The organism is Streptomyces sp. NPDC088147 (genome assembly GCF_044741565.1).
Lineage (GTDB): Bacteria > Actinomycetota > Actinomycetes > Streptomycetales > Streptomycetaceae > Streptomyces.
In genome coordinates this window covers 548,661-561,093 of the sequence record NZ_JBIUSY010000006.1, presented here as the reverse complement: position 1 = coordinate 561,093, position 12,433 = coordinate 548,661, and the positions used below count along the sequence as shown (strand labels likewise).

Annotated in this window: 8 protein-coding genes; 5 read left to right on the top strand and 3 right to left on the bottom strand. The window is 72.7% G+C overall.

Translation table 11 applies throughout. The annotated features are described in order from the left end of the window. Positions 1 to 296: 296 nt before the first annotated feature. Positions 297 to 1,730 (bottom strand): M20/M25/M40 family metallo-hydrolase, encoded by a 1,434-nt coding sequence (locus ACIOGX_RS23245; RefSeq protein ID WP_356508169.1) that lies wholly within the window; start codon positions 1,728 to 1,730, stop codon positions 297 to 299. A gap of 237 nt (positions 1,731 to 1,967) precedes the next feature. Between ACIOGX_RS23245 and ACIOGX_RS23240 the strand changes: the two genes are divergently transcribed. After that, positions 1,968 to 3,170 (top strand): cytochrome P450, encoded by a 1,203-nt coding sequence (locus ACIOGX_RS23240; protein WP_401915796.1) that lies wholly within the window; start codon positions 1,968 to 1,970, stop codon positions 3,168 to 3,170. A gap of 130 nt (positions 3,171 to 3,300) precedes the next feature. After that, the gene (locus ACIOGX_RS23235) at positions 3,301 to 3,567 is read left to right on the top strand and encodes a hypothetical protein (RefSeq protein ID WP_383963844.1); all 267 of its coding nucleotides are present in this window, start codon (positions 3,301 to 3,303) and stop codon (positions 3,565 to 3,567) included. Positions 3,568 to 3,709: 142 nt separating this feature from the next. On the opposite strand, the gene ACIOGX_RS23230 is transcribed toward ACIOGX_RS23235, so the two are convergent. After that, entirely contained in the window at positions 3,710 to 5,113 is a 1,404-nt protein-coding gene (locus ACIOGX_RS23230; protein WP_356508163.1) for a cytochrome, read from the bottom strand. 478 nt (positions 5,114 to 5,591) lie between these two features. Here ACIOGX_RS23230 and ACIOGX_RS23225 point away from each other — a divergent pair, with 478 nt between their 5' ends. From ACIOGX_RS23225 to ACIOGX_RS23215, 3 genes are all read left to right on the top strand, one after another. Then, positions 5,592 to 9,695, top strand: coding sequence for a CHAT domain-containing protein (locus tag ACIOGX_RS23225; RefSeq protein WP_401915792.1), 4,104 nt, complete (start codon positions 5,592 to 5,594; stop codon positions 9,693 to 9,695). A 63-nt stretch (positions 9,696 to 9,758) separates the two neighbouring features. Then, positions 9,759 to 10,466, top strand: coding sequence for a hypothetical protein (locus ACIOGX_RS23220; RefSeq protein WP_356508159.1), 708 nt, complete (start codon positions 9,759 to 9,761; stop codon positions 10,464 to 10,466). A 1-nt stretch (position 10,467) separates the two neighbouring features. After that, the gene (locus ACIOGX_RS23215) at positions 10,468 to 11,166 is read left to right on the top strand and encodes an RES family NAD+ phosphorylase (RefSeq protein WP_401915789.1); all 699 of its coding nucleotides are present in this window, start codon (positions 10,468 to 10,470) and stop codon (positions 11,164 to 11,166) included. A 60-nt stretch (positions 11,167 to 11,226) separates the two neighbouring features. Here the strand turns inward: ACIOGX_RS23215 and ACIOGX_RS23210 are convergent, their stop codons facing one another. Then, positions 11,227 to 12,432, bottom strand: a complete 1,206-nt coding sequence (locus tag ACIOGX_RS23210) for a CaiB/BaiF CoA transferase family protein (protein WP_401915787.1) — start codon at positions 12,430 to 12,432, stop codon at positions 11,227 to 11,229. Position 12,433 lies beyond the last annotated feature (1 nt).

The window sequence follows — 12,433 nt, the reverse complement described above, 5'->3', positions numbered from 1 at the left end:
GTCCTGCCGAGGAGCGCGGTGAATGCTCAGCCGGAGGCTGGGCGTACGCCGCTGACGCTCGGCAGGTCGAGATCGTCCCCAAGCCGGTTGAGCGTTGGGTGAACCTCGGGAACAGTCCGCATCGTGCAGCCGGTCTGCTCGGTGGATGCGGGCTCCTGTTCTCCTGGAACAGGAGCCCGCTACCGTGGATCGGTCCGGCCGTTCTTCCATCGCGCCCTGTGTGTCGCAACGACCGCTCGAACGGAAGAGGGTCCCCGGGGCGAGCCGCCCCGGGGCAACGTGACGGACCGGGCCGGTCAGCTCTGGGGCGCTGGGAAGGCGACCGGGCTGCGGTGACCGGCGCGGTTCACCGCGCGGACGCCGAAGAAGACGTTGTCCTTGGAGAGGTCCACCGTGTGGCTCGTCGCGTCACCCGCCCTGATCACATGCGTCCACTCCGGCTCGGTCGTCTCGCGCCACACCACCTCGTAACCGGCCAGATCGGGTTCGGTTCCGCGCTCCCACACCAGCTCGGTGGCGTTGGTCAGTGTGCTGGTGACGATCTTCACCCCGCGCGGGGTCCCCGGGGCCTGGGCCAGGGTCCACAGCACCGCGCCGTTGACGCGCGCCACGCGGGCGATGTAGCCGAAGTCGCAGAACTCCGGCAGATCGCCGTACTGCCGGCCGTCCTCCACCCGGACGTCCTGGTGCTGGTGTGCGAAGTCCTCGGCCGGCTCGGTGAACCGGGCCGCGCTGTAGCCGCGTTCGAGGAAGGGGATGTGGTCACCACCGCGCAGATAGCGGTCGCGGCGGTAGACCACCCGGACGTCCATGCCCGTGGCGTCGTTGCTCGCGACGTCCCGGACGAAGCGTGCGAGCTGGCGGGTCGCCGAGTCGTTCTCGCCGCCGATCGAGCGGCGGGTCGCGGCCTGCTGCGGGGTCTCGGACGTGGGCACGCCCTCGGCGAAGAGCCGCACGGTGTAGGGGTCGCGGGTGCCGTCGTCGGCCCGGGAACTGCCGACGATGTCATTGGTGAACATGGCCCGGACGTCGGCTCCCGCCGCCTTGAACCGCTCCGCCATGTGCGCGGCCCCGTACAGCCCTTGCTCCTCACCGGCCACGGCGGCGAAGACGAGGGTCGCGGCGGGCCGGCGTCTGGCCATCACGCGGGCCAGTTCCATCGCCACCGCGACACCGGAGGCGTCGTCGTCGGCGCCCGGCGCGTCGCTCACCGCGTCCATGACGTCCGTGGCACGCGAGTCATAGTGGCCGGAGACGACATGGATACGGCCGGGGTCGACCGAACCGCGCAGTGTCGCGACGACGTTGGTGATACGGGTCGCCACCGGGATCCGTGAGGCGGGCTCCTGTATGTACGACTGGAGCTCGACGGTCATCCGGCCGCCGGATGCCTCGGCGTACCGCTTCAGCTCGGCGTGGATCCAGTCCCGGGCGGCGCCGATTCCGCGCTCGGGGTCGTCCTGGGTGGACAGGGTGTGCCGCGTGCCGAACGCGGCGAGCCGGCGTACGGTCGCCTCGATCCGGTCGCGGTCGATCTCCTTGAGCAGTTCCCTCAACTCGCGGTCGGGGGACTGGGCGGTGACGGGCCGGTCTCCGGCCCCTCGCCCGGCGGACGCGGCCGAGGGGCTCGCCGACGCCGTCGACGCCAGCGCCGGAACCCCCACCACGGCGGTCGCGACGGTGGCGGACAGGGCGGTCCTTCGAGGTATCCCGGGGGAGTGCTGCGACATGGCGAGTTCCTTCCACGGCTGCGTCGGTGATCCGGCGCTCCATGGTCATGGACAGGCCAACCGCGGCACAAGGTCGGCAAGCCACAATCCCACCGCTCGGCAGGGAAGTTGACGGCGTGGACCGTCGGCGGGCGGTGCGTAGGGTGCGGGCCGAGCGGCGGCGCGGGCGGGAGCGGTCCGGCCGTCGCAGCCGGGAGCGTACTGGTCTTCGTCCCCGCCGCCGGATACCTTCCTGGAATGTCTGACTTCGCCCCCCGGTCGGCCGCGTTCCTCGCCGACCCCTACCCCGCCTACGCAGAGCTGCGAGCCCGTGGCCGGGTGCACTACTACGAGCCGAGCGACCAATGGCTCGTCCCGCACCACGCGGACGTGTCGGCGCTGCTCAGGGACCGGCGGCTCGGCCGCTCCTACGGGCACCGGTTCAGCCACGAGGAGTTCGGGAAGACCGCTCCGCCGCCCGGCCGTGAACCGTTCCACGAGCTGAACGACCACGGCATGCTGGAGCTGGAGCCACCGGACCACACCCGGATCCGGCGCCTGGTGGCGAAGGCTTTCACCCCGCGTACGGTCGAACAGCTCAAGCCGTACGTGCGCCGGCTCGCCGCCGAGCTGGTGGAACGGCTCGTGGAACGGGGCGGGGGTGACCTGCTGGAGGCTGTCGCGGAGCCGCTGCCGGTCGCCGTCATCGCCGAGATGCTCGGGGTCCCCGAGGCGGACCGGCCGCTGCTGCGGCCGTGGTCGGCGGCGATCGTCGGCATGTACGAACTGAACCCGTCGGAGGAGACCGCCCGCCGCGCGGTCGTCGCCTCCCGGGAGTTCTCGGCGTATCTGCGCGAACTCGTCTCCGTACGGCGCGAGAAGCCGGGCGAGGACCTGATCTCCGGGCTCATCGCCGCCCACGACCACGGCGAGAAGCTGACCGAGGCCGAGATGGTCGCCACCTGCGCGCTGCTGCTGAACGCCGGGCACGAGGCGACCGTCAACGCCACCGTCAACGGGTGGTACGCGCTGTTCCGGCATCCAGGGCAGCTCGCCGCCCTGCGCGCGGACAGGACCCTGCTGCCCACCGCCGTCGAGGAGCTGATGCGCTACGACACGCCGCTCCAGCTCTTCGAGCGCTGGGTGCTCGACCCGGTCGAGATCGGCGGTACCACCGTGCCGCGCGGAGCCGAGGTCGCCCTGCTCTTCGGCTCCGCCAACCGAGACCCGGAGGTCTTCGCCGACCCGGACGGTCTCGATCTGTCCCGCCGGGACAACCCGCACATATCGTTCAGTGCCGGCATCCACTACTGCATCGGCGCGCCCTTGGCCCGTATCGAACTGGCCGCGTCCATGGCCGCCGTGCTGGAGCTGGCTCCCGGGCTGCGGCCGGCCGCCGAGCCCGTACGCAAGCCGAACTTCGTGATCCGCGGGCTGGAGTCGCTGCCGGTCGAGGTCTGAGGCCCGCGCGGTACCAGTACGGCGTACCCCGGAGGAGGGCGTGCGGGCCTCAGACCGGTTGGTCAGGACGAGCCGGTCCCTCGACCGGCTCGTCCACCGAGTGTCAGTGGTGGGTGGGACGCTGGCTGTCATGGACGAACTGATACGGCGGCGGGTGTACGGCGCCGACCACGACGACCCCGACCCGGGGCCCCGGCCCGGCCATGTCTACCGGGAGCTGGTCGCCGGACCGCTGGACGGCCTGCTCCTCGATGTCACCGGCTGGACGGCGGGACAGTTGCGGGAAGGCGCCGCGCTGGCCACCGAGATCGGCGCGTACGGACCGGGCGGGCGCGCGCTGTACGGTCCCGGCCCGGCCGACCCGCGGATATGGGAGTGGCAGGGCGACACCCGCTGACCCGCCCTGCCCTCCACCCCTGCCCGCCGCGTCCAGTGCCCGCGTCACGTCGCCGCGTCCAGTGCCAGTGCCCGTGCCCGGTGCCCTGCCCGGCGCCCGGGACCTGCGCCCCTGCCCCCCCGCCGCTGTCTGCGCCGCCGGTCTAGAAGGAGTACGGGTCTATCGTCCCGGTGACCGTGCCCGCGAGGAGCCGGCGCAGCGTGGAGGCCGGGGCCGCCTGCTCCTCGCTCGCCGCCCGCTCGTCGTCCGCCGCCCGGTCGGGGGAGGGGATCTCGTAGTCCGCCCTCAGCTCGTATCTGATGGGCAGGGAGCGCAGGCCGCGTACGAACGGCGAGGAGCGCCAGGGGAGCTGGTCCGCCGGTACGGCCAGTTCCAGCGTCGCGAAGTGTTCGAGCAGGCACTCAAGGGCCAGAGTGGTGATGGTGGTCGCGAGTTCACGGGCCGGGGCCGGGCACTGGCGCGGTCCCGCTCCCCAGGAGAGATGCGCGCGCGTGCTGGTCGCCCGGTCCGCCGACGTACCGGCCGCCGAGCGCAGGTCCGCGTGCGTGGCGGCGGTGGCGATCCATACCGGCTCGCCCGCCCGGATGAGATATGCGCCCAGCCGCTGGTCCCTGAGCGGGAACCGCGGCATGAAGTTGGCCAACGGAGGCTTCCGGAGGACGACATGGTTGACGGTCTCGCGGATCATGCCCGCCGACAGACTGGCGCGTGCGCGGCCGTCGCCGGTGATGATCTCGACGACGGCGTTCGCGATGAGGATGCCCGCGTGGTCGGAGATCATCCCCATGAGCATGGTGAGTTCGTGGGCCAGCGCCGAGGACGTCAGCCGGGGCTGAGCTGCCAGCATGTAGGAGGGGAAGTCCTCGCCGGGCCGACGCCGCTTCTCCTCGGCGAGCGCGACCATGGCGGTGTGCACGCGTGCGGAGGCCACGGCCGAGTCCGGTCCGGCGTCCAGGATCCGCCAGATGTCCATGAGGGTCCGCTCGCTCTGGGGTCCGGAGACGCCCAGCAGTTCGCCGGCCACCATCAGGGGCAGCGGCCGGGAGAACCGCGCGGCCAGATCCGCCACACCGGACCTGCCCTCCTGGGCGAGGAGCATGACGAGTTCGTTCGCGGTCCTGCGGATGTTGTCCTTGAGCCGGCGGGTTCGCGGATGACCCGGGTCCTGGAAGGGCTTCAGGGCCGCGTCCCACGCGGCCCTGTACCGGGCGTGATCGGCGCCGCCGCGCGCCATCGTGTTGTCGGCCTCCAGCGCGGGAGCGACCGGCCAGTCGGCCGGGACGCGGCCTTCGTTGCGAGCGCGCCAGTACTGCATGCCCTTGGGCCACATCGCGTCGTTCTGGAGTATGTGCAGCGCCTCCGCGTAGTTCAGCACCAGCCAGACGGGTACCCCCAGCAGGTCCACGGGAGCCACCGGGCCGTGCCGGCGTCGTAAGCGCTCGTGCACGTCCTCCGGGCGGTCCTGATACTCACGCCCGAGCAGGGGCTCCGGTGCCAGTGACTCCAGAGTGATGTCCGGGGGAAATCCCCCGCTTACTCGTTCCACGCCTGTCTCTTCCACTCTTCCCTCGGTGCGGCTCACCGCACCGAGGGTCGACTGGCGGCGCGGCGAACTGCGCAGCCCTCAACATGCAAGTACGCGAACCCGGTTCGGTGTGATCGTTCCCGGCCGCCCAGTCGCGTTACACGGTGCTCCGGACGGGCTCCGCTTGCCAAGCCCGGCAACGTCAAAGGCTTGGACAACAAATGGGCCCGGACGGACCGGGGCCGGGGTCCGGGGCTGGGGTCCGGGGCTGGGCGGAGTGTCGTGGGCCGGGACCGGGACCGGGACCGGGCCCTTCTGGTTGGTCACCGGTCGCGTTCCGGTTGTCTTCCGGGTGCTCGCCTCCGTACGGCCGCCCCGTACCGCAGAGTGGCGGCAGGGCCGCCCGTGCGGGCGGCAACGCCGCCCGGGGCGTGCGCAACGGCGTTACGGTGAAGAGACATTGACGGTAGGTCAGCGGCGACCGGCAGGGAGGATCGCGATGACGGAGATCCACAGGTTGGACCCGGTCGAGCGGGCGCGCCAACTCGCCGACTGGGGAATCGCGTTGGCCGACCGTTTCCTGCGGCTGGGAGACCGTACGCCGGGCGCCGATCTCCTCGCGCCCGACCGGCCAAGGGACAAAAGGGTCAGTCAACTGGCCGTGGAGGAAGCGCGGGACGTTCTGCTGGAGGCCGACCGGGAGCTGCCCCTCGACGACCCCCGGCGCCTCCGCCTGGACGTCAGGCTCGGCAGTGTGCTGATGATCCGGCACGTCCGGTTCGGTGGTGAGGACGAGGAACGGCAGATCGCGCTGACGGTGTTCCGGCGCATCCTCAACACCGCCCGGCCGGGCACCTGGGACCACGACTACGCCCAGCTCTGGCTCGGCTGGATGCTCTTCTTCCCCGCACTGCCCCGGCAGCTGAGACTCGGCGGGCCCAGCGACTTCGAGACGGTACGGCGATGGATGCAGGCTCCGCCGAGCGATCCCGCCGTGCGGGCGCGCCTTGCCGCCAATGCCGACGAGGCGGTCGGCTATCTCCAGTACAGCAGCACCTGCCCGCGGTGGCCGGACTCCGTCCGTGGCTCGCTGAAGCTCATGCTCGGTCTGGTACCGGTGCTGCGCATGGCGCTCGGACAGCGCTTCGACCCGCTGTCGCTGATGCGGTCGCTGCCCCTGTTCCAGCAGGGAGTGGGGCTGATGCCCAAGGGCGCCGAGAACCGGACCGAGCTCCAGTCCTTCGCGCAACTGGCCGCCCTGGAAGCGTCCCGCCACACCGACGGCGCGCCCGGCGAGACCGGCCCGGCGCTGGAGGCGGCGATCGACACCCTTCCCCCGGGACACATCCTGCGGGACGCGCTGCTCGGCGAACTGGCGCAGGAGTACCTGGAGCGGGCGTCGGACTCGGGCACCGACGAGGATCTGGAGGCCGCGTCCGCCGTCCTGGCCAGGGCGAGGGCGGAGATCACCGCGGACAGCCCGTGGTACGACTCCGTACTGGACATGCTCGGCTCACGGCAGTTCCTGGAGGCGCTGCGGCACCGCTCCCCGGAACTGGTGGACGAGTCGATCGTGGCCGGGGTGCGCGCGCTGCTGCGCTGGCGCCCCGAGGGCGCGCCCGCTCCCCGGGCCGCCTCGCCGCACACACTGTCCGAGGCGCTGGACGCCGCGGACGAGATGCTGGAGCGTACGTCCGGGCTCGGCCCTGACGACTCCCACCCCGGCATCGCCCATCTCCAGGTGGGCGGTTCGCTGATGCTCCGGGCCGCGATCTCCGGCGATACGGAGGACAGCCGGCACGCCCTGGCGCATCTGCGGCGGGCCACCGAACTGATCCCGGCGGAGCACGCCGTCGCACCGGCCGCTCTGGCGATGCTGGGAGGCACGCTCGACTTCCACTATCTGCGGTACGGCACCCGTCAGGACGCCGAGGCGGGACAGATCTTCCTGGACCACGCCATCGGCGCGGCGACCGCGCACCGGCCCCGTAAGCGGCCCGCTGCCTATCAGAAGTTCGGCGAGACCTTCCGGGCCCTCGCCCTGGGGCTGCGCGCCCATGAGGAGGGCGACGACGCGGCGGAGGCGCTGGCCGATCTCCGGACCATCATCGGGAACGGCGGTGCCCCTCTGTGGCCCGTGAACATTGCCGCGGCCTTCGGCGTGCTCAGACAAGCGGTGATGAACCAGAACTGGGACGAACTGCCCGCCGTGCTGGACCTGTTGGACGAGAAAGCGCTGGGTGACGACTTCTCCGTCTTCTGGCTCCGGCCGATGGCGGCCACGTTCCGCGGGCTGGCCGCCGTGGTGCGAGGGGCGGTGCGGGGGGACACCGCCGAGCTGCGGCGCGGGACATCCCTGCTGGAAGAGCTCATGGCGGACGAGTCACAGCTCCCCGCGGACATCCGCCTCCTGGGACACGCGGGTGTCGGCTCGGCCCGGCTGATGCTGAACCTGCTCACCAACGATCCCGAGGTACTGGCGACGGCGCTGCTCGGCCTGGAACGCGCCCGGGAGCGGATGGGTCCCGACACCCCGCCCATCGCGGCCGTCGCCGTACTGGACGGACTGGCCGACGGCTACCGGCGGCGCGGTGATCCCGCGGCGGGCGATTCCTCCGCCGCGGTCGACGCGGGTCTCGCCGTGATCCGGACCGTGGCCGCGGAGGTGATGCTCCAGCGCGGCGCCCACCACGGGCTGCTCCCGGCCAGGGGCGCGGCGCGCAGGGCCGTACGCGTCGCGCACTGGAGCCTGGAGGACGGGCATCCGCGCACGGCCGTGGAAGCGCTCGAACTCGGGAGGGCGCTCGTACTACGGGCCTCGACCACCGCGACCGACGTACCGGACCGGCTGGTGGCGGCCGGGCGGGCGGACCTCGCCGACCGCTGGCGCGAGCGGGTACTCGACAACCCGGCGCCGGTGCTGCCCCCGGCGCCTCCCGTCGCTCCTGCTTCTCCTGCGTCTCCTACCTCTTCTGTGTCTCTTGCTTCGCCCGCCTCGCCCGCCTCTCCTGCCTCTCCCGCTTCTTCGGATGCTCCGGATTCCGCGCTCCTCCCGGCCCCCGCGCTCCCGGCCTTCGCGCCGGAGTCCGAGTCCGGGTCCGGGGGCGCGCCGGATCGGGACGCCGTCGTGACCGAGAGCCTGCGCAGTACGGTGCGGCTGCTCCTCGAACAGGGCATGCCCGGCGGGGAGATCCCCAGCGAGCTGCGGCGGGAGGCACTCGGCGTGCTCGCGGAACACGACGGCCGGCACAGCCTGCACGAAGCGCTCACCCCCGAGGCGCTCGGGAAGTCCCTCGCCGCGGTGGACGCCGACGCGCTGGTCTATCTCCTGGACGGGCCCGAGGACGGTGACAGCCCCGGCGCCGCGCTGCTGGTGGACACGGAGGGCCGCGTCGTGCACGTACCCCTGCCCGGACTGGCACAGCACGCCTGCGGTCCGCTCCGCGCGTACATCTCCGCCCGCGCGGCCTTCTCCCGGGCCCGCGGCGCCGCGCGTGACAGCGCAGGCACCGACTGGCGGGCGGAGCTGGAACGCCTCTGCGACTGGGCGTATCCGGCGGCCATGGGACCGGTACTGGACGAGATCGCGACCTGGGACCGGAAGGGGGAGCGGGACCGCGAGCACGACCGGACGCCGCATCTGGTGCTCGTGCCCTGCTCCACCCTCGGCGTGGTCACCTGGCACGCCGCCCGTACGCCCACCGGTGCCGCCGGCACGGGCGCGCCCTCGGACCTGGGCACGGGCGCGGGTACGGGCACGGGAACGGATGCAGGTACGGGCTCGGGCTCGGGCGCCGGCGACGCGACCGGGTACCGGTACGTGATCCAGGACGCCGTGGTGTCCTACGCGGCCAGCGGCAGGCAGTTCGCGGAGGCGGCCGGACGGGACCAACTCCCGCCCGCCGACGACCCTGTCATCGTTCTCGACCCCAGCGGCGACCTCCTGTGGCCGGTCCTGGAGGCGGAAGGCATCCGCGACGCGCACTACCCGGGGGCCCGCGTCCTCGGCGCCGAGACGGAGACCGCGGAGGAGCACGCCCGGCTGCCCGAGCGCGTACTCGCCTGTCTGCCCAGCAGAGGAGAGCCGGGGGCCTCCCTCCTCCATCTCGGCTGCCACGCCGACACACGAGAGGTCCCGCTCGATTCGGCCCTGCTCTTCGGCGAGACCAGGGAGAGTGAGCGTGCCGCGCGGACCGAGCTGACGCTCCCGATCTCCCGGGTGCTCGAACGGGCGGCGGGCCGCCGCCCCGGCAGCCCCGGCGGTCTGGTCGTCCTCAACGCCTGTCTCAGCGATCTGAGCGAACGCGACCACGACGAGGCGCTCACACTCGCCACGGCCTTCCTCACGGCCGGAGCGACCGGTGTCGTCGGCTCGCGCTGGAACGTTCCGGACCGGCCGAGCGGCCTGCTCATGACCGTGCTCCACCACCATCTCTCCCGGGGCGCCACCCCGGCGCGCGCCCTGCGCGCCGCGCAGCTGTGGATGCTCGACCCGGAACGCGCGCCCGTCCCGGGAATGAGCCGGCTGATGGCCGCGCAGGTGTCCGACCCCGAACACCTCCACACGTACGCCTGGGCCGCGTACACCCACCAGGGCCGCTGATCCTCCACCGAACCCCTGCCGACCCCCTACGACCCTCTGCCGTCCGAGCCGGAGTTGACGCCGATGAGCATGGAAGACCTGAACAGGATCGTGGCGGACCACCTGGCCGAGCTGGTGGCGCGGCTCGACGCCGACGGCCGGGCCGAAGTCGCCTCGATCCAGGCGCGGATGCGGGCCGCCAGTGACCCGAAGCCGTACGCGAGGCGGCTGCTGCTCGCCCTCGCCGAAGCGCTCCCGCCCGACCATCCGGTGGCGCAGGCGATCCTGCGGCAGGCCAACTGGCGCGCTCCCGACGTGCTGGACCGGGCGGCCATCGACGCCGAGGCGGCTGCCATCCTGTCCCTCGCGGGTCTCTCCTTCGAGCCCCAGGACGCCACGGACACCGCGATGACGGACGCCGCTGCCGCCGCCCCCGGACCCGCCGCGCTCATGGACCTCGTCCGGCGGCGTGTACTCGCTGCCACACCCGTGCTCAGCGACGACGAGGCACGCGCCCTGGGGCGGCACGGGGCGGCGCGCGATCTCATCCGGCTGGACCGGCCCGGAGGGGCGACGGCCCTCCCCCGCTTCCAGTTCGAGCCCTCGGGCCGGCCCCGGGAGGTGGTGGTACGGGTCAACCAATTGCTCGGTGCCGACCGCGACCCGTGGGGCGTGACCGCCTGGTGGCTGGCCACGAACGTCTGGCTGGGGGACCCGCCCGCGGATCTGCTGGGCGCGGACCGCGACGACGATCTGCTGGCCTGCGCCGGCGCGACGCTGGGGGAGGACTGACATGACCGCGCAGGCCCTGCCGGACGTACCGGTCTTCCCCCACGCGCACACCGTCCCCGCCGGAACCGTGCTGTGGCGGGTGCATAAATCCACCCGAGTGGTGACGGAGTTCAACCCCCGTCCCGCGGACCCCTACTTCGGCGGCTCCCGCTTCGACGGCGTCACCGAGAGCCCGTACCCGTTCCTGTACGCCGCACCCGACCCGGCGACGGCGCTCGCCGAAGTGCTGCTGCGCGACCGGGACTTCGACCTGAGGCTCGGGGTACGGGTGATCCTCGGCCATGAGGTCGCCGAGCGGACCCTGTCCGCGCTGGAGGTCACCGAGGATGTGCGGGTGGTGTCGCTGTGCTCGGCGGTGGAGCTGGCCGCCGTGTGCCAGGACGGCTGGCTCGTCGAGGCCGACGGCCCGCAGTACGCCTTCACCCGCCGCTGGGCCCGGTACTTGCGCGACAGCGCCCCCTGGGCCCAGGGCCTGCGCTGGCAGGCGCGCCGCAACCGTCCCCAGGAGTCCCTGATGTTCTTCGGCGACCGCCGCGCCCCCGACGCGCTGAAACCCTCGGCGACACCGCCGCTCCCCCTGGGAACGCCCGAGGGGATCGCGCGCGTCAATGAACTGCTGGCACCCCTGCGGGCGGTGATCTTCCCACCGGTCACGCTTCCGGTCGGCGGTTCGCGGGACGTTGCCTACGCCGCCGAGTAGCCGGGAGCCGGGGGCCGGGAGCCCGGCACGGGGGCGGGGGCGGGCGCCGCATCCGTTGTGTCAGGCCCCCTGAGAGACGCCCTCGGAGACATCCTCGGAAACGCCCCGAGTGACACCGTGGCGCGTCGCCGTCGAGTCGAGTTCCGCCAGGATGCGCCTGCGGTCCTCGTCCAGGGCCGGTACGCGCCCCATCCTCGGCTCCCGGCCCGCGACGGTGACCGGCGGCAGGAGCGCGTCGAGCGGGCCCACGGGGGAGTCCACGACGCGCCAGCGGTTCCGCGCGGCGAGCTGCGGGTGTTCCGCGAACTCCGCCACATCGCGCAGCCGGGCATGGGCGATGCGGGCCGATTCGAGACGCCGCTCGGCCTCGTCGGCGCTCAACGTGGCGAAGCGCTCCTCGATCCGGGTCCGCAGCGCGTCGCGGTTCTCCACCCGCAGGGAGTTGCTCGCGAACCGGGGGTCGGTGGCGAGGCGGGGCGCGACCAGGACCCGCGCGCAGAAGTCCTCCCACTCGCGCTCGTTCTGGACGCCGAGGAAGACGCGTACCCCCTCGCGCGTCGCGTACGGACCGTAGGGGGCGATGGCGGCGTGCTCGGCGCCCGAACGCGGCGGCTGCGCGCCGCCGTAGCGGGTGAAGTAGCCGGGGTACCCCATCCACTCGCCGAGCGCCTCCAGCATCGACACTTCGAGGGCGCTTCCCCGGCCGGTGCGTTCGCGTTCGTAGAGCGCCGTGAGGATGCCGCTGTACGCGTACATCGCGGCGGCGATGTCGGCGACCGGGATGCCGATCTTCGCGGGCACCTCCGCCGTGCCCGTCAGTGACATCGCCCCGGACTCGCACTGCACCAGCAGGTCGTACGCCTTCCGGTCCGTGTAGGGGCCGCCGGTTCCGTAGCCGGAGATGGCGCACACGACGAGCCGGGGATGGGCGCCGGCGAGTGTCGTGGTGTCCAGGCCCAGCCGGCCCGCCGCGCCCGGGGCGAGGTTCTGTACGAACACATCGGCCCGGCCGATGAGCCGCCGGAGCACCGAGGCGTCCTCGGGCCGCTTCAGATCGAGGGCGATGGACTCCTTGCCGCGGTTGAGCCACACGAAGTGGCTGGACATGCCCCGGACCGTCTCGTCGTAGCCACGGGCGAAGTCGCCGGTTCCCGGCCGCTCCACCTTGATGACCCGGGCGCCCAGGTCGGCGAGCTGACGGGTGGCGAACGGGGCGGCGACCGCCTGCTCGACAGAGATCACGGTGATGCCGTCCAGTGGGAGCACG

Bases quoted from the DNA above. Each gene is read 5' to 3' on its own strand.
- ACIOGX_RS23245 (WP_356508169.1), bottom strand. From the start codon at position 1,730: ATGTCGCAGCACTCCCCCGGGATACCTCGAAGGACCGCCCTGTCCGCC.
- ACIOGX_RS23235 (WP_383963844.1), top strand. From the start codon at position 3,301: ATGGACGAACTGATACGGCGGCGGGTGTACGGCGCCGACCACGACGAC.
- ACIOGX_RS23215 (WP_401915789.1), top strand. From the start codon at position 10,468: ATGACCGCGCAGGCCCTGCCGGACGTACCGGTCTTCCCCCACGCGCAC.
- ACIOGX_RS23240 (WP_401915796.1), top strand. From the start codon at position 1,968: ATGTCTGACTTCGCCCCCCGGTCGGCCGCGTTCCTCGCCGACCCCTAC.
- ACIOGX_RS23220 (WP_356508159.1), top strand. From the start codon at position 9,759: ATGAGCATGGAAGACCTGAACAGGATCGTGGCGGACCACCTGGCCGAG.
- ACIOGX_RS23225 (WP_401915792.1), top strand. From the start codon at position 5,592: ATGACGGAGATCCACAGGTTGGACCCGGTCGAGCGGGCGCGCCAACTC.